Origin of the sequence: Mesorhizobium calcicola, assembly GCF_042682105.1 — a bacterium.
GTDB classification, from domain to species: Bacteria; Pseudomonadota; Alphaproteobacteria; order Rhizobiales; family Rhizobiaceae; genus Mesorhizobium; species Mesorhizobium calcicola.
Genome location: NZ_JBHUGY010000013.1, coordinates 79,507 through 96,112 on the forward strand (window position 1 = coordinate 79,507; position 16,606 = coordinate 96,112).

Genomic DNA, 16,606 nt, shown 5'->3' on the forward strand with positions numbered 1-16,606 from the left:
ATGAAACCCTCAATCTGGATCGCCCCCATCGCCATCGGCCGTGCGCCGGGTTACGGCCTGAAGCTGTCAACCGACTTTCCGGACACCCATATCGGGCGCTAAACAGCGACCGCGAATCTCTGGTCCGGAACGATCGTGGCCAAAGGCTCAAAATCAGTCCTTGACCCGTTCACCGGGATAGGCGCCCCAGACGAGCGACTGGGCGAGCCAGCCGGTGTGGCCATCGAACGTCATTTCGCACCACTGGCCGTCGCAGGACTTGATCGTGCCCATGACGCCCGGCTCGACCATCGCGACCACCCTTGCGTCCTTTTCAGGGCTGTTGAGAAGGTTGACCTCGGCGCCCTTGCCGCGCTGCCACGGGGCGACGATTGCCGTGCGCCGGCCGGAAAGCAGCGACTGGTTGATCCACCCCTCCGAACCGTCGGCATCGCGCACGCGACGCCATGTATCGAATTCCTGGATGATCTCCATCGGCAGGCCGGCCTTCATATACATCCAGTCGACCGAGTAGTTGGCGCCGGGGCCGACGCGCGAGTTGACGCGGCCGGATTTCAGGCTGACGAATCGCGGCAGCGGCAGACCGCTCGGGCCGAGCGTGACGACGCTTTGGGCAGGTGCTGCCGCACTCTGCGCCGCGGCAAGCGGGGAATAAAGCAGAGCGCCGAGAAATGCTGCACTGAGGGTCAGGCGAAGCGACGCGAAACCAGACACTTTCATTCCTTTCGGCGCTTGCCTCTCGGCCTCGGCGCCCCTTTTTCTTTGTCTTCGGCGGCACCGCTTGTTACATGGGGTAATCGGCACCGCGACCGGCTTTCAGTTTCGCCGGTCTTGGTTAAAGAGGTCTCAACGAGATCGGGGTACGAGGAAACAATGGCAGGCAAAAAGAAGCCTCTCGTCGTCATCACGCGAAAGCTGCCCGACCCGGTCGAGACCCGCATGCGCGAGCTGTTCGATGCCCGGCTGAATGTCGAGGACAGGCCGATGACGCAGCCGGAACTGGTTGCGGCGGTCAAGGAAGCCGACGTGCTGGTGCCGACGGTGACCGACCAGATCGATGCGGCGCTGATCGCCCAGGCCGGCGACAATCTCAAGCTGATCGCCAATTTCGGCAATGGCGTCGACAAGATAGATGTCGAGGCGGCGGCCAAGAAGGGCATCACCGTCACCAACACGCCCAATGTGCTGACCGAAGACACCGCCGACATGACCATGGCGCTGATGCTGGCGGTGCCGCGGCGGCTGGTGGAAGGCGCCAATGTGCTTATTGGCGACAAGAAATGGGCCGGCTGGTCGCCGACCTGGATGCTTGGCCGGCGCATCTGGGGCAAGCGGCTCGGCATTGTCGGCATGGGGCGCATCGGCACCGCGGTCGCCAGGCGGGCCAAGGCCTTCGGCCTGTCGATCCACTACCACAACCGCCATCGCGTGCTGCCGGCCGTGGAAGACGAGTTGGAGGCGACCTATTGGGAAAGCCTCGACCAGATGCTGGCCCGGATGGACATCATCTCGGTCAATTGCCCGTCGACGCCGGCAACCTTCCATCTGCTTTCGGCGCGGCGGCTGGCGCTGCTGCAGCCCACGGCCTATGTCGTCAACACCGCGCGTGGCGACATCATCGACGAAGAGGCATTGGTCAAGCTGATCCACGAGGGCAAGCTCGCCGGAGCCAGCCTCGACGTCTACGAGCACGAGCCGGCATTGAACAGCAAGCTGCTGAAGCTCGCCGCCAAGGGCAAGGTCGTGCTTCTGCCGCATATGGGCTCGGCGACACTCGAAGGCCGCATCGACATGGGCGAAAAGGTCATCATCAACATCCGCGCATTCGTCGACGGCCACCGCCCGCCGGATCGCGTGCTGCCGCTTAGAGTCTGATCCCGAAAAGCGAGGCCGGATCTCGGAAAAGATGCTCCATCCCAATCCATTGCGATGGAGCAGGCTTTAAGACCTGACGCGATCGAAGCGCGGCGTTTCGAATGAAGGACCAGACTTACGCAAGCACTTTGCGCATGGTGATCGAGGTCGGCCTGGTGTAGCCTTCATGCGCCGTCCGTTCGGTCTCGCGGAAGCCGAAACGGGCAAAGGCCGCATGGTTTCCGGTCAGCTCGATCCGCGTCTGAAGCTCGATGGCGGCCTTGCCGCGGCTACGGGCTAGATCTTCCACCGCCTGCATCAGCCGCCGGCCAATGCCTTGTCCCTGGCAATCCGGCGCGACGGCGAGCTTGCCGACATAAAACTCCGCCGCCCTTTGAAGGGGAAAAACGCAGCCGACGATCCTGTCTTTCTCGAATGCAACGAAACCGGTCTCCCGCCTCGCCTTGTCGCGCAGAGTGTCGGCGGTCAGCAAATGCGCCGAGGAGGGTGGGTCGATGACGCCGTCCATGGCGGCGAAGGCATCCATGATCAGTGCGAGCACATCGTTCCAACGATCGAAATCGGCCGGGATCCGCGTGATGGAGACAGCCTCGGTCCGGCTCACGGGTCAGCTTCTCTTGTAGCGGATGGTGTCAAAGCGGGCGGCCAGCGCATCATAGAGCAGCAGCCGGCCGACCAGCGGCTCGCCGATGCCGGTGATCAGCTTGATCGCCTCCATCGCCTGCAGCGTGCCGACGACGCCGGTCAGCGCTCCCAGCACCCCGGCCTCGGCACAGGACGGCACCAGGCCAGATGGCGGCGGTTCCGGAAACAGATCGCGGTAGCCCGGGTTGGGCTTGCCGTCCTTGCCGTCTTCGAATGGCTTCAGCACGGTCACCGAGCCGTCGAAACGTCCGACTGCGGCATGCACCAGCGGTCTCCTTTCGCTAGCGCAGGCGTCGGCCACGACATAGCGGGTTTCGAAATTGTCGGAACCGTCGACGACGATGTCATAGCGGGCGACGAGGTCAGGGGCGTTGTCCGCGGTCAGCCGGAACGTATGCGTCTCGACAGTGGTGTTGGGATTGATGCGCGCAATCGCCGCCTTGGCGCTATGGGTTTTCAACATGCCGACAGTATCGGTGCCGTGAATGACCTGACGCTGCAGGTTGGAAAGCGAGACGGTGTCGTCGTCGACCACGCCGAGCGTGCCGACGCCGGCCGCGGCAAGATATTCGAGCACCGGCGCGCCCAGCCCGCCGGCGCCGATGACCAGAACCCGCGCCTGCTTCAGTCTCTGCTGGCCGGCGCCGCCGACCTCGGGCAGCACGATGTGGCGGGCATAGCGTTCGATCTCGTCGGCGGTCAGGGCGGCAGCGGTCATTGCCGGACCATACAGTGACTGAAAAACCTTGTCAGGAGCCAATGCATGTCACCCAAAATTGTGAAACGGTTTTGGGGCAACGACATGCATAAACCCAATGCATGTCACCCAAAAGTGTGAAGCGGTTTTGGGACACGACATGCATAGACAAAGATTTAGATCGTTGGCCCAACCGTGCCGTGGTCGACGGTCAGGAATTGCGCACGTCCTTTGAGGCTGGAAAACAGCGCCGCATCGGTTCCGGTCATGAACGCCTGGCAGTTCAAGTCCTCGAGGATGGAAAACAGCGCCGCCCGCCGCCCGCCATCGAGATGCGCGGCGATTTCGTCAAGCAGCAGGATCGGTGTCATGCCGGACATCTCGCCGGTCAGCCGGGCGTGCGACAGGACGATGCCGACCAGCAGCGCCTTCTGCTCGCCTGTCGAGCAGAGTTCTGCCGGCATCGCCTTGGGACGGTGCCGAACCACAAGATCCGAACGGTGTGGGCCATCGAGCGTGCGCCCGGCGGCACGGTCGCGGTCGCGGCCCTCGGCAAGCGTTCGGCGGAACCGCTCCTCGACATCGACCGCCGGTGCGGTGGCAATCTCGGCTTCCAGGTCACCCGAAAGGCCGATATCGGCTTGCGGAAACGGCCCGGTGTCGGGCAGCCTGTCGATCATCGCGGCCAGCAGGCGCACCATCTCGGCGCGCGCGGCGGCGATCGCCACCCCGGTTTCGGCCATTTGCGTTTCGATCGCGTCGAACCAGCGGTCGTCCCGGGAGCCTTCAGTAAGCAACCGGTTACGGCCGCGCATCGCCTTTTCGTAGTCGATCGCGCGCTGGCCGTGCCCGGGGTCGATCGCCAGCACCAACCGATCGAGAAAGCGCCGGCGATCCGCGGCCGGTCCGGTGAACAACGCGTCCATCGCCGGTGTCAGCCATACCACGCGCAGCCATTCCAGCATATCCTCGGCCGAACGCGCCGAAGCGCCGTTGATACGAACCCGCCTGCCGCCTTCGCCGGCGCTGTCGCCACCTGAAATGCCCGTACCGATCTCGACCTGACCGTCGGGCCCGTCGAGCCGGGCGTGCAGGGCAAAGCCGCCGTCGCCACCCTCGCGCGCGACATCCGCATAAGGGGCGCGGCGCAAGCCTCGCCCCGGCGTCAGCAGGGAGATCGCTTCGAGAAGGTTGGTCTTGCCGGCACCGTTGTCGCCGGAAAAAACCACGGCACCCGGCGCCAGGTCGATCGCCAGTTCCGCGTAGTTGCGAAAATTAGTAAGTGTAAGCTTACTTATGTGAGTCTGTGCCGGCAACCGCTATCCGCCTATAGAGCGGTTCATCGTTTCACGGAAACGCATAACCGCTCTATCTCTTTGTGTTGGCGCAATTCCGGTCGGAAAACTGCTTCACACTTTTCCGGGAATTGCTCTGGAAGTCGCCGCAACCATCGTTCTCGTTGCCGGTCTTGTCGCGCAGTGATGACGCAGCGTCGGCTACACCCGCATCGGCATCAGCACGTAGAGCGCGGTCTCGTCGGCCATGTCGTGGATCAGCGTCGGCGAACCGGCATCGGCCAGCATGAATTTGGCCTCCGTGCCGGTCAGCTGCGCGGCAACGTCGAGCAGGTACTTGGCGTTGAAGCCGATCTCGATCGGATCGGAGGAATAGTCGGCGGCCAGCTCCTCGGTGGCGCTGCCTGAATCCGGATTGTTGACCGCAAGCGTGACTTGACCCTCGCTGATCGAAAGCTTCACCGCGCGGCCGCGTTCGGAGGAGATGGTCGAGACGCGATCGACCGCAGCGGCGAAACTCTGGCGGTCGACGATCAGCTTCTTGTCGTTGCCGGTCGGAATGACCCGCTGGTAGTCCGGGAAGGTTCCGTCGATCAGCTTGGAGGTCAAGACGACGCTGCCGATGGTGAAGCGGATCTTGGTGTCCGACAGTTCGGTGGTGACAGCGACATCGGGATCGTCGACCAGCTTCTGCAGCTCGCTCACCGTCTTACGCGGAATGATGATGCCCGGCATGCCCTCGGAACCCGCCGGAGCGTCGATCTCGGCGCGCGCCAGGCGATGGCCGTCGGTCGCCACCGAGCGCAGCTTCAGCTTGCCGCCGACCTCATGCGTGTGCAGGTAGATGCCGTTCAGATAATAGCGTGTCTCTTCGGTGGAGATGGCGAACTGGGTCTTCTCGATCAGGCCCTTCAGGGCAACCGAGTCGAGACGGAAGATATGCGAGAAGGATCCGGCCGAAAGTTCGGGAAAGTCGGATTGCGGCAGGCACTGGAGGCGGAAGCTCGAACGGCCGGACGTCACCGTCATCGCGTTGCCGTCCTCGTCCGTCTTCAGCATCACCTCGGCGCCATCGGCGAGCTTGCGCACGATGTCATAGAGCAGATGTGCCGGAACCGTCGTTGCCCCGCCGCGCTCCACCTTGGCGGGCGTTGCTTCCGTCACCTCGAGGTCGAGATCGGTCGCCTTCATTTCGAGGCTGGCGCCCTCGGCGCTGAGCAGCACGTTGGACAGGATCGGTATGGTGTTGCGTCGCTCGACCACACGGTGGACGTGGTTGAGTGACTTCAGGAGATTTGACCGTTCCAGGATAACACGCATGACGAAACAGGCTCGCTTGAATGAATGACGGGTCACCAGAGAGCGGCGCCCCGCGAAAGGTCTGAACAGGCTCAGAATCTGCGTAAACTGACAGGAAAAAGCCAGCAAACGCAAGCCCGCGCCACCGGTTCGGGCCGGCTACGCGGGCTTTCTGGGGATAAAGGCCACGAAGTCCGCGAACCGGTGTCGTAAAACCGAAATCCGGACAGCCCCCCGGCGGCGCCACGAGCCCATTCCAGGTTCGGTGCCGCACCGGCAAGCCCTTGAATTCCGGTGTTGTTCCGGCTCGGCCTTCCCGAGCCTCAAGCCTGGTCGTTGATCAGCCGCCTCAACAGCTCGAGTTCCTGCGCCAGCGTGTTGTCGTTGCCGGAAAGGTCCTCGATCTTGCGCACGGCGTGCAGCACCGTGGTGTGATCGCGGCCGCCGAAACGGCGTCCGATCTCGGGCAGCGAGCGCGGCGTCATCACCTTCGACAGATACATGGCGACCTGCCGCGGCTTGACGATGGTGCGCGTGCGCCGGTTGGACAGCAACTCGGTCTTCGACACGTTGTAGTGGCGCGCGACGATGCGCTGGATGTCCTCGATACGGACCCGTTTCGGCTCGCCGGTGCGATAGATGTGGCCGAGGATCTCGTCGATCCGGTCGATGGTGATCTGCGGTTCGAAGGATTGGCGAAACAGCAGCTGATTGAACGCACCTTCCAGCTCGCGTCCGCTGCCGGTCACGGTGCGGGCGACGTGATTGAGGATCTCCTCCGAAATATCGAGCGATGCGTCATCGACCCTGGCGGTGGCAAGGCGCAGTTTAAGCATGCCAAGGCGCATCGCGAAATCGGGCGCCGACATTTCAAGCGCGACGCCGCCATTGAGGCGCGACCGCACCCGCGGTTCGAGCGATTCCAGTTCCGAAGGCGGCCGGTCGGCGGCAACGACGACTTGCTTGGCGCTGTCGAGCAACATGTTGATCAGATGGCAGAATTCATGCTGAATCGACTTGCCCTGCAGGAACTGCATGTCGTCGATGATCAGCAGGTCGATGTCGCGCAGCTGTTCCTTGAGCGTCAGCGCATTGTTGTCGCGGATCGCGGTGGCAAAGCGCCACATGAAATACTCGGCCGTCAGATAGACGACGCGCGACTTGGGGTTCTGCTTCAGCGATTCCGCGGCGATTGCCTGCAACAGATGTGTCTTGCCGAGCCCGACGGTTGCGTGAAGGAAAAGCGGATTGAAGCGCACCGCGCTCGATTGCGATTCCGCTACTGCCTTGGCGGCGGCGAAGGCCACCCGGTTCGACGGTCCCTCGATGAAGGAGCCGAATGTGTAGCGCGGGTCAAGCGGCGAGCCGAGCACATTGTGTCGGAATTCGCTCTCGACCTGTGTGCCCGGACGCGGAGCCGGTGCACGCTCTGCCCGGCCGGGGCTGACGGTGCCGGCGGCGAGCGCCGTTTGCGTCTGCCGGGTCATCTTGGCTCGCGCGGGGACCATTTCCGGCTCGGCCTGGCTGCGCCCCTGGCGCGTCGCCGTGCGCACGACGATCTCGATCTTGAGGAGATCGGCATCCTCCTGTTTCCACAGTTCGGAGATGAGGTCGAGATAGTGACCGTTGATCCATGAGCGCAGGAAGGCTGTGGGCACCGAGATGCGGACAATGCCCTTGGAAGCCTCCGCGACCTTCATGCGGCCGAACCAGCTCGAATAGACTTCGGTTCCCAGGCGCGCCTTCAACTGGGCCTTGACCCGGTCGAACTTCTGTTCCGCGTCGCTGGAGACAGCCATGTCGTTTGCTCCGACCAAAGTTCCGGGAAATGGGAGGTCGCCCGTAAGCTCCCTTTCGATGCCGCTCTGCATGGTCTTTTCCTTGTCTTTCCGTACCTGTTTCCACCGGGGGATGCGCCTCCTGCATCCGTGTTCCGGCAACTGCGCCTTCGCTGCGATGCCTGCTGCCGCCGCTGGCAGATGACATCGCCAATATCCGGGGGAAACCGGTGCCGGCCCATGGAAGCCAGTCCGCGTTGGGTATGTCAGGGCAATACAACACCGTCCGGCGAAAAGAGCGCCGGCGCGCCGTCTACCTGCCATGTCTAGTTACGCCAGTCCCCTACCGTATCGAAAAAGACAAACCAAACCCGTCCACGGACTTGATCCGCGTCACAAATCCCGCCAATTTAAGCTGGCCGTCTCATCTGGGTTAAGGGCCGGAGCCCGTCCCTTTCGATAGACCGACAATACCGAAATCGCTGTGGATAGGGCAAGGCCGGTACTAACCGATTTTTAAGGAATCTGGTTACTGGAAGCCGGTTCGAGTGGGGTGCCGCAACGGCACAATTTAACAAAGCCATTGGGATTCAAACTCTTTTCCGGCGAATATGAAAAAGCCGGCGTGGCACGAAATTTTCTGAAATAATTCGCTTGACAGCTACTTGTCCCCCATCGCCCCGGCTCGATGTGAACAAGCTGTGGACGACTATCGGCAACTATCTGAAAAATATAGGTTATTTCTGTGGGCCGGGAATTTCTCGGCGAACCCTTTTCAAGCATGCCGACCAGCAACGGGCATGCATGTGCCGGCAAAGCATTTCGAACCGTGAAATCTGCGTTGGTCACCGTTTCGGAGTATTCTTTTTAAGTACTTGCCGGCAAACGAAAAAACCCGGCGCAATCGGCCGGGCTCGAAGAACGTCAGTCTAGGAAAGTAATGTCAGGCAGACAGAACCTTGACCCGCTGGGCCAGTCGCGACACCTTGCGGGAAGCCGTGTTCTTGTGGATCACGCCCTTGGTTGCGGCACGCATCAATTCCGGCTCCGCGATTTTGAAGGCAGCCTGAGCGGCAGCCTTGTCACCGGAGGCAAGTGCCTCTTCGACCTGGCGGATATAGGTGCGGACGCGCGAGCGGCGGTTCTTGTTGATCGCTGCACGGCGTGCAATCTTGCGCGTTGCCTTTTTGGCCGAGGATGTATTGGCCATGATGCCTCTCTTCTGGTCTGGTGGGCGCATGCGGGATGCCGCAGGGCGCAAAAAACAAACGGGCAGCCACGGGGCCGCCTCGGTTGGTCCGGCTTATAGTTCAGCTTTTCGGGCGCGTCAACGCTGCCCGGCCTTCTTTTTGGCGGCAATAGGCCATCTTCTTCGCGGCTTAAAGCGCGTCGCGCTAAAACGGATTCATGCGACGCGCTTTAAGTTGTCGCTTTGTGCATGTCGTTGTCCCAAAACCGGGGCCACTTTGGGGCGACATGCAGTAAGGATTGGCGTCAACGGTTGGTGAAATTCGGCTTCCGCTTCTCGGCGAAGGCCGCCATGCCTTCCTTCTGGTCCTCGAGTGCGAACAGCGAGTGAAAAAGTCGGCGCTCGAACCGCAATCCCTCGGCGAGGGTCGTCTCGAAGGCGCGGTTGACAGCCTCCTTTGCCATCATCACCGACGGCAGCGAGAAGTCGGCGATCTTGGCTGCAGCCTTCAGCGCCTCCTCGACGAGTTCGCCGGCAGGCACGACCCGTGAAACCAGGCCCGAACGCTCGGCTTCGGCCGCATCCATCATCCGCCCGGTCAGACACATGTCCATCGCCTTCGACTTGCCGACGAAGCGGGTCAGCCGTTGCGATCCACCCATGCCTGGAATGACGCCGAGCGTGATTTCGGGTTGGCCGAACTTGGCGGTGTCGGCGGCAATGATGAAATCGCACATCATCGCCAGCTCGCAGCCGCCGCCAAGCGCATAGCCGGCCACCGCCGCGATAACAGGCTTTCGCGTCCGCGTAAGCTCTTCCCAGCCGACGAAGTAATCCTGCAGATAGGCGTCGGCATAGGAGATCGCCTGCATCTCCTTGATGTCGGCGCCGGCGGCGAAAGCCTTTTCGGAACCGGTGATGACCATGGCGCCAATACCGGCATCGGCGCTGAAGCCGTTCACGGCTGCGACGATTTCGGCCAGAATCTGGGAGTTCAGCGCATTGAGCGCCTGCGGCCTGTTCAGTGTGATCAGCCCGACCTTGCCGCGCGTCTCGGTGATGATCGTTTCATAGGCCATGACTTGCTTCTCCTCGCTCCATCGTCGTCCAGAGCGGTTCATCGTTTCACGAAAACGCAGAACCGCTCATCTCCTTGTTTCGACACAATTCCCCCAGGGAAAGCGCTACGCGCTTTTCCCGGGAAAACCGTTGCACCGGAATTGCCCAACTCACCGCTGGCACGTCCGGCAATAGAAGGTCGATCGGCCGCTCTGCACGATCCGCTCGATATGCCCGCTACAGCCGGGTTTCGAGCAAGGCTCGCCCTCGCGGTCGTAGACGGCGAAGGAATGCTGGAAGTAGCCCAGCGACCCATCGGTCTGCATGTAGTCCCTGAGCGAGGACCCGCCGGCCGCGATCGCATCTGATATCACCGAGCGAATGGCTTCGGCGAGGCGTTCGCTTTGGGCCTGGGCCTTCTTTCCGGGCCTGGCGATCGTGCCCGCCTCGCGCAGCGGCGACAGGCCGGCGCGCCACAGCGCCTCCGACACATAGATGTTGCCGAGCCCGGCGATCAGTCTCTGGTCGAGAAGCGCTGCCTTCAGCGGTGATCGCCGCCCTTTCATCAATGAGGCCAGCAGCGCGCCGTCCAAAGTATTGCCGGTTGGCTCGACGCCGAGCCCGGCCAGCATCGGATGGACGTCCGGCAGTCCTTCGGCAAACAACATGAAGCCGAAGCGGCGCGGATCATTGAAGATCACGCGGGAGCTGGCGCCGGCCGGGGATACGACATGGAAGACGACGTGGTCGTGAGTGGAGCTCTTCGAGCGGTCGTGGTGGAAGATATCAGGCATGTCGCTGCCATCGGCCGTCTCGACGCGGAACGAACCCGACATGCCGAGATGGCAGATCAGCACTGGACCGCCTTCAATGTCCATTGTCAGATACTTGGCCCGGCGGCCGAGCGCGATGATCGTCTTGCCGGCCAGCCGCTGCGAGAATTTTTCGGGAAATGGAAAGCGCAGATCCGGTCGGCGCGCCTCGACACGGGTGATGGTGGCGCCTTCCAGAACCGGCTGCAGCCCACGCCGGACCGTCTCGACCTCCGGCAATTCAGGCATGGCCGCCAATCGCCGCATAGAAAGACGTGCCGCACCGGCCCTGCGCCAGCCCGAGATGCTCGGCCACGGTTTCACCGATGTCGGCGAATGTCGTTCTCAGCCCGATGTCGCCGCCCTTGAAACCCGGTCCGGTGCCGATCACCGGAACGCGCTCACGCGTATGGTCGGTACCGCGCCAGGTCGGATCGTTGCCGTGATCGGCGGTCAGGATGAGAAGATCGCCCTGCCGCAGCCTTGCAAATGCCTCCGGCAGGCGCTGGTCGAAGGCCTCGAGCGCGGCAGCATAACCTGCAACGTCGCGGCGATGCCCGAATTCGGTGTCGAAGTCGACGAAATTGGCGAAGACGAGGTCGCCGTCGCCGGCATCATCCATCGCGCCCAGCGCCTCGTCGAACATGGCCATGTTGCCCGCCCCCTTGCGCACCTGCGAAATTCCGCGATGGGCGAAGATGTCGCCGATCTTGCCAACGGCGATGACGCGGCTGCCGCGCGCCGTCAGCCGGTCGAGCAGGGTCGGCTCCGGCGGCGGCACGGCGTAGTCATGGCGGTTGTAGGTTCGCTCGAAGGTAGCGGTGGTTTCCCCGACGAACGGCCGCGCAATCACTCGTCCGATCCTCAGCGGGTCAACCAGCCTGCGCACCACCTTGCAGAATTCATAAAGCCGCTCGAGGCCGAAATGGACTTCATGCGCGGCAATTTGCAGGACCGAGTCGACCGACGTGTAGCAGATCGGCTTGCCGGTACGGATGTGCTCCTCGCCGAACCGCTCGATGATCTCGGTGCCCGGCGCATGACAGTTGCCGAGAATGCCCGGCACCTTGCCCTCGCGGATGATCGCCTCGGTCAGATCCGCCGGAAAGGCAGGAACCGTATCCGGGAAATAGCCCCAGTCGAAAAGCACCGGCAGGCCGGCGATTTCCCAATGGCCCGACGGCGTGTCCTTGCCGCTCGAAACCTCTTGCGCCGCGCCGTGGAAGGCCGTGGCGAGCAGTTCCGTTCCGCTGCTTGCGAAGCCCAGTCCAGTGGCGGTTTCGGCAGCCTTGCCAAGCCCGAGCGAGGCCATGTAGGGGACAAACAGCGGTCCGCTGCGAAGTCCTTCGCGATCCGCGCGGCCTTCGGCGCAGGCTTCCGCGATGTGCGCGAATGTGTTGGCGCCGGCGTCGCCGTAACGGTCGGCGTCGGCCGCGCCGCCGATGCCGAAGGAGTCCAGGACGAAGAGGAAAGCGCGCGCCATCGAGTTGTTGCCAGTTTGAACGACCAGACATAGGGTTCCGCGACTTCATTGGCAATTCGGAAACCAAACGGCAACGGCCACGCGGGATAGTCTGCTGCATGTCGCCCAAAAGTGCGCGGCGGTTTTGGGGCAACGACATGCACAAACACAGAATGCATGTCGCCCAAGGCGCGGCGGTTTTGGGGCAACGACATGCGCCGACAAAGAATGCATGTCGCAACGATGCGCCGGGCATGGGCATGGATCGAAGAAAGCGGACGGCGGTTCTGTCATGAGGGTTGCCCTGAAGGCATGTGCCGCTCTTGCTCTGATGCAGGGCGCGCTCTGGTCCAATCCGGCGCATGCCGACTGGCGCGATGACATCGGCACGTTTCGCATCGGCATCGTTGCCGAGCCAGGCGCCGGCAACACCGTTCCGGGGCTGGCACGGTTGACCGATGCCTACTCCAAGGCCCTGGGCATGAAGGTCGAGTTTGCCGTTGCCCGCGACTATGCCGCGCTGATCGATGCGCAGGCCAATGCCCGCATCGAATACGCAATCTATTCGGCGACCGCTTATGCAACGGCGTCGCAACGCTGCGGATGCATCGAGCCGCTTGTGGCTCCGGTCGATTTTGACGGCGCGATCGGCATCCGCTCCGTTCTGCTGACGCGGGACGGCAAGCTGCCTGACCTGGCGGCGATGGAAAGCCATCGCATCGCCATGGCGCCTTCGGACAGCGTCGGCGGTTCTCTCTTGCCATTGGCGGCGTTGAACGCGGAGGGTCGCAAGGTTACGGAAGATGCACCATTTCTGATCCACGCCGATTCCACCGCGGCGGCGGAAACGATGCTGGTCAATGGCAAGGCCGATGGCCTGTTCGGCTGGGTGACGGCCGCTGCCGACGGCCAGCCGGAAGCATCGGGCACGCAGGCAAGGTTAGAGGCGGCAGGGCTTTCGGCGTCGGCACTTCAGGTCGTATGGACCTCGGGGCTGCTGAGATATGGCCCCCACGCCGTCCGCAGCGATCTCGACCCGGAAGCCAAGCGCCGGCTCACCGTGTTCCTCACCAACCTCAAGTCGATGACGCCAGACGTCTACGACCTCCTGGAATCGAAGCATTCCGGTGGCTTCGCTATCGTGGCGCCAAAGGATTACGAGATGGCCGCTTCCGTCGTGCGCTTCATCTCGGGCAGTGGGTCGCAGCAGTAACGCGACGTGCTTTGGAGCAATTCCAAGAAAAGTGCGAAACGGTTTTCCTGGGAAAAACGCGCAGAGCGGTTCTGCGGGCCGCCTAGCGGTCTCGGTTCAGCAGTCGCCGCAAGGGATCGCCACGCTTCGGCGGGGACGCAGATAATAGGTTTCGCCCATCGATATGTTGTTGAAAGCCGAGGTCAATCCAAGTTTCTGTTGGCTGCCCGCCGACCAGGTGATGACAGGCTTGTAGCCAAGATTGCTGTCGACGCGGATGAGGAAGGTGCCGGCGACCTTGAGTGTTGATGGAACCGTGGTGGTGGTAGGGCCGGCGCTGGCGACGCCATTGACCAGCTTACGCGACCAGACCACTTGCACCAGCGGCGTTGCATCGGTCGTGACCTGTATTGCCGTGACTGTGATGCTCGGGGCCGAGCGGTTGTAGGGCTGAAGGGTGATGGTGCCGATTTGCATGATAGCGTCGATATCCGCCTTGACGACGGTTGGCTGCTGCGTGACCAGATCAGCCACCATGCTGCCGATACGACTGACCTTCTTGCTGGTCTCGATGGCCTGCGACGCCTCCATGGTCACGAAATACATGATCAGCAGAATGGGCATGATCAAGGCGAATTCGACTGCCGCGATGCCACGGCGATCGGACCAGAACCGGATTGCCTTCCGCCAAATTCCTGTAGTCCTGAGATGTGCCCCCGCACGCATCATGCCCATTGCCCTTTTTTCTTTTACTGCTCGTGCATCCGCCTCGAACTCAATTGTCGAACGGCTCGTTCTGCCAGGTCACCGACGCGAAATGCAGGGTCTTGTTGCCGCCCATCGACTGCGCCAACAGATCGGTCATGATCGGCCATTTGTAAAAGACCCGCAGCATGTTCCGCGATTCCGCGGGACCCGGCGCAACGGTAAAGGACTGGTCGGTGCCGCCGTTCGTCAGGATGACGGTGCCGCCCTGAATCCTGAAGCCGGCCGAGGCCGCGGCGGCGAACGTCGCATATTGGCGAAGATCCACCATCAGCAGATTGGGACAATCCTGGGAGACGATGATCTCCAGTTTGTCGCAGATCTTGTCCCTCAAATTGGTTCCGGCGACGTCGGCCGGCTTCAACTGGCCGGTGCGCAGCTGGCGCGCGATATCGTCGGTGATGTTGGCCATCACCTCCTGGCCGGCAAATGAGATGCAGCTTTCCAGAATGGCAAAGACAAGCAGCGCGAATGGGACTGCAAGGATTGCGAATTCCATTGCCGTGCTGCCGCGCCGGTCGCGAAGGAAGCGGGCGAAAAACCTTGGGCGTTTCGCCTCGTTCTCGTCCGCGGAGCCGAATTCCTTGCTCATGTCTGATCCTGCCGATCTCTATGCGGTCTCGGAAGGAGCATTAGCGCAAACCAATTGAGGCCCGGTTTGAATGATCGTTAAAGTCGGCGTCGTCGACTTAACCAGCCGATAACCTGAACCGCATTCCACTGCGCCATCCTATCGGCTGACGCTCATCTCGGCCTCGGAGGTCTTCTCCGCATCGCTCTTGTAGGAGCTTTCGCAATAGGGTGTGCAGGACATGGTCTGTATTTCGGCTCGCCGATAGATACGCACGGACGAGGCGGCCTGTCGCACGACGGTAACCTGCTCGTCGACGATCGGGCTGCCGTCCGTATCGAGCACGACCAGATTGGTGACACCGAAGCCCTTGCCGGTCAGCACGATCGTCGAGGCGTCCTGTACGGAAGCGTCGGCGATTGCCGGATTGCCGACCACGATCGTATCGGCGGGACGCGACAGTTTGACGATCTTGGCCTGGTTCATCGTGACCTCGATGCCGGCGCCGGCCATGGCGGGCGCGACGAAGGTCGTGGCGGCAAGAAGCGCGGCAATCAGGATTGACGATCTCGGCTGGGCCATTGAGGCGCTCCACGCAAGCAGACTGATCAACGGAATATGAACGAGATTGGTGAACCAACGGTTAAGCGGACACCTTGGCCGACGGTGCGGGGAGCCGACATGATTGCCGGCGAAGTGCGGGTCCACCCCCATCGACTCGGGAAACGGAAGGGCCGGCCCGCACTTAGTCCGAGGTTAACCACGCAATATGTTCGAACCGGGAAAGGAATCGGTAAGGCTGTTTATTAAGCCGATCGAAAGAGCTTCTCCCTAGATTGGCAGCATCCGATCAACCATCACAGAAGTTGACGGAAGTGCTGTAACACGTGGAGTAGGAGCTCTCGAATGTCTAATCTCATCGCACGTTTTGTGAAGGACGAATCTGGCGCGACCGCTATCGAATATGGTCTGATCGCCGCTCTGATCGCGCTCGCCATCATCACTGGCGCCGGCGCCCTCGGCAATGCAATCAACGGCAAGTTCACCCTCATCGGCAACACCTTGAACAGCTCCGGCAGCTAATCTGCCGTATTGCTGGGCGCTCGGATTGCGTTCTCGAAAGGGCCGCCACGTGGCGGCCCTTTTTCTTTGCCGCTTTTCCATGCCGTCGCCAGTATCAGTCGTCTTTTCATTCCGGGTCTCATCAATCGTTAATCGAACATGCCTAGATTGAGACCCGTGAAATCGGACAATAGGCATAGCGCCGATGCTTGAAGCCCTGATCTTCGTCGTCTTTCCGTTCTGCATGCTGTTTGCCGCGATCTCCGATATGCTGTCGATGACGATCGCCAATCGCGTGCCGGTGCTGCTTGTCGTCGTTTTCGCGCTGGTCGCGCCCCTGACAGGTATGGAATGGTCGGCCTATGGCGGACATTTCGCCGCCGGCGCCCTGGTCCTGGCCGTGACGTTCGGCCTGTTCGCAATGGGTGGCATGGGTGGCGGCGACGCCAAGCTGTTGGCCGCCACCGCGATGTGGATGGGTCTCAATGTACATCTCGTCGAGTATCTTGTGGCCTCGACGATCATCGGCGGCCTGCTGACGCTCGCAATCATCCTCTACCGGAAGTCGATGCTCGCGGCCGTTACCGGCCGAAATCCGTTTCTGCGCCATTTCGCCGATGAGGCAAACGGCGTTCCCTACGGCATCGCGCTTGGCCTTGGCGGGCTGCTGACCTATCCGGATTCGCCCTTGATGGTGTGGGCGCTGACAAGGCTGGCGACCTGAGCACGATCCGATTTTATTTTCCTGATTTGCGTCGTGGGCTCGGCCTTGGAAAAGGGGCAAGCTGGCGGCATTGCTGGGTTCCGGCACGATCCGGCTAATTTATGTAAACCTTAAATTAATCACGATCGTAAGCATTGCATTAACCTTGTTTTGACGATTGCCGCTGCAAAGTCCGGCCTGG

The 16,606-nt window shown here is 61.9% G+C and carries 18 protein-coding genes; 5 read left to right on the forward strand and 13 right to left on the reverse strand.

The features are described 5' to 3' along the window. Positions 1 to 102: a DUF4260 family protein gene (locus ACFSQT_RS06380; protein ID WP_379017578.1), complete on the forward strand. Its 102-nt coding sequence runs from the start codon at positions 1 to 3 to the stop codon at positions 100 to 102. A gap of 51 nt (positions 103 to 153) precedes the next feature. On the opposite strand, the gene ACFSQT_RS06385 is transcribed toward ACFSQT_RS06380, so the two are convergent. Then, positions 154 to 714: an SH3 domain-containing protein gene (locus ACFSQT_RS06385; RefSeq protein ID WP_379017580.1), complete on the reverse strand. Its 561-nt coding sequence runs from the start codon at positions 712 to 714 to the stop codon at positions 154 to 156. A 159-nt stretch (positions 715 to 873) separates the two neighbouring features. On the opposite strand from ACFSQT_RS06385, the gene ACFSQT_RS06390 reads away from it, so the two are divergent. After that, a complete protein-coding gene (locus ACFSQT_RS06390) occupies positions 874 to 1,875 on the forward strand; it encodes a 2-hydroxyacid dehydrogenase (RefSeq protein WP_379017582.1) in 1,002 nt (333 codons plus the stop codon). A 115-nt stretch (positions 1,876 to 1,990) separates the two neighbouring features. On the opposite strand, the gene ACFSQT_RS06395 is transcribed toward ACFSQT_RS06390, so the two are convergent. From ACFSQT_RS06395 to ACFSQT_RS06435, 9 genes are all read right to left on the reverse strand, one after another. Next, positions 1,991 to 2,479 carry a GNAT family N-acetyltransferase gene (locus ACFSQT_RS06395; protein ID WP_379017584.1) on the reverse strand — a complete coding sequence of 163 codons (489 nt, stop codon included), beginning with the start codon at positions 2,477 to 2,479 and terminating at the stop codon, positions 1,991 to 1,993. A gap of 3 nt (positions 2,480 to 2,482) precedes the next feature. Next, positions 2,483 to 3,238: a molybdopterin-synthase adenylyltransferase MoeB gene (locus ACFSQT_RS06400; protein ID WP_379017586.1), complete on the reverse strand. Its 756-nt coding sequence runs from the start codon at positions 3,236 to 3,238 to the stop codon at positions 2,483 to 2,485. 155 nt (positions 3,239 to 3,393) lie between these two features. After that, positions 3,394 to 4,533 carry a DNA replication/repair protein RecF gene (gene recF, locus ACFSQT_RS06405; protein ID WP_379017588.1) on the reverse strand — a complete coding sequence of 380 codons (1,140 nt, stop codon included), beginning with the start codon at positions 4,531 to 4,533 and terminating at the stop codon, positions 3,394 to 3,396. 180 nt (positions 4,534 to 4,713) lie between these two features. Continuing rightward, positions 4,714 to 5,832, reverse strand: coding sequence for a DNA polymerase III subunit beta (gene dnaN / locus ACFSQT_RS06410; protein WP_379017590.1), 1,119 nt, complete (start codon positions 5,830 to 5,832; stop codon positions 4,714 to 4,716). 302 nt (positions 5,833 to 6,134) lie between these two features. After that, entirely contained in the window at positions 6,135 to 7,610 is a 1,476-nt protein-coding gene (gene dnaA, locus ACFSQT_RS06415; protein ID WP_379017592.1) for a chromosomal replication initiator protein DnaA, read from the reverse strand. 922 nt (positions 7,611 to 8,532) lie between these two features. Next, positions 8,533 to 8,799 carry a 30S ribosomal protein S20 gene (gene rpsT / locus ACFSQT_RS06420; protein WP_379017594.1) on the reverse strand — a complete coding sequence of 89 codons (267 nt, stop codon included), beginning with the start codon at positions 8,797 to 8,799 and terminating at the stop codon, positions 8,533 to 8,535. Positions 8,800 to 9,083: 284 nt separating this feature from the next. Beyond that, complete coding sequence (locus ACFSQT_RS06425; RefSeq protein WP_379017596.1) at positions 9,084 to 9,857, reverse strand: enoyl-CoA hydratase; 774 nt, start codon at positions 9,855 to 9,857, stop codon at positions 9,084 to 9,086. A gap of 150 nt (positions 9,858 to 10,007) precedes the next feature. Further along, positions 10,008 to 10,898 (reverse strand): bifunctional DNA-formamidopyrimidine glycosylase/DNA-(apurinic or apyrimidinic site) lyase, encoded by an 891-nt coding sequence (gene mutM, locus ACFSQT_RS06430; RefSeq protein WP_379017598.1) that lies wholly within the window; start codon positions 10,896 to 10,898, stop codon positions 10,008 to 10,010. Then, entirely contained in the window at positions 10,891 to 12,132 is a 1,242-nt protein-coding gene (locus ACFSQT_RS06435; protein WP_379017600.1) for a phosphopentomutase, read from the reverse strand. The genes mutM and ACFSQT_RS06435 overlap by 8 nt, the downstream gene beginning before the upstream one ends. Before the next feature lie 271 nt (positions 12,133 to 12,403). Here ACFSQT_RS06435 and ACFSQT_RS06440 point away from each other — a divergent pair, with 271 nt between their 5' ends. After that, entirely contained in the window at positions 12,404 to 13,324 is a 921-nt protein-coding gene (locus ACFSQT_RS06440) for a phosphate/phosphite/phosphonate ABC transporter substrate-binding protein (RefSeq protein WP_379017601.1), read from the forward strand. A gap of 96 nt (positions 13,325 to 13,420) precedes the next feature. Here the strand turns inward: ACFSQT_RS06440 and ACFSQT_RS06445 are convergent, their stop codons facing one another. The 3 genes from ACFSQT_RS06445 to ACFSQT_RS06455 all read right to left on the reverse strand — a co-directional run bounded on the left by ACFSQT_RS06445 (position 13,421) and on the right by ACFSQT_RS06455 (position 15,221). After that, positions 13,421 to 14,032 carry a TadE/TadG family type IV pilus assembly protein gene (locus tag ACFSQT_RS06445; protein ID WP_379017669.1) on the reverse strand — a complete coding sequence of 204 codons (612 nt, stop codon included), beginning with the start codon at positions 14,030 to 14,032 and terminating at the stop codon, positions 13,421 to 13,423. Positions 14,033 to 14,078: 46 nt separating this feature from the next. Beyond that, positions 14,079 to 14,660, reverse strand: coding sequence for a TadE/TadG family type IV pilus assembly protein (locus ACFSQT_RS06450; RefSeq protein WP_379017603.1), 582 nt, complete (start codon positions 14,658 to 14,660; stop codon positions 14,079 to 14,081). Positions 14,661 to 14,798: 138 nt separating this feature from the next. After that, positions 14,799 to 15,221, reverse strand: coding sequence for a pilus assembly protein N-terminal domain-containing protein (locus ACFSQT_RS06455; protein WP_379017605.1), 423 nt, complete (start codon positions 15,219 to 15,221; stop codon positions 14,799 to 14,801). Between the two features lie 324 nt (positions 15,222 to 15,545). Between ACFSQT_RS06455 and ACFSQT_RS06460 the strand changes: the two genes are divergently transcribed. Beyond that, positions 15,546 to 15,722 (forward strand): Flp family type IVb pilin, encoded by a 177-nt coding sequence (locus tag ACFSQT_RS06460; RefSeq protein ID WP_379017606.1) that lies wholly within the window; start codon positions 15,546 to 15,548, stop codon positions 15,720 to 15,722. Between the two features lie 184 nt (positions 15,723 to 15,906). Further along, positions 15,907 to 16,425, forward strand: a complete 519-nt coding sequence (locus ACFSQT_RS06465) for an A24 family peptidase (protein WP_379017607.1) — start codon at positions 15,907 to 15,909, stop codon at positions 16,423 to 16,425. Positions 16,426 to 16,606 lie beyond the last annotated feature (181 nt).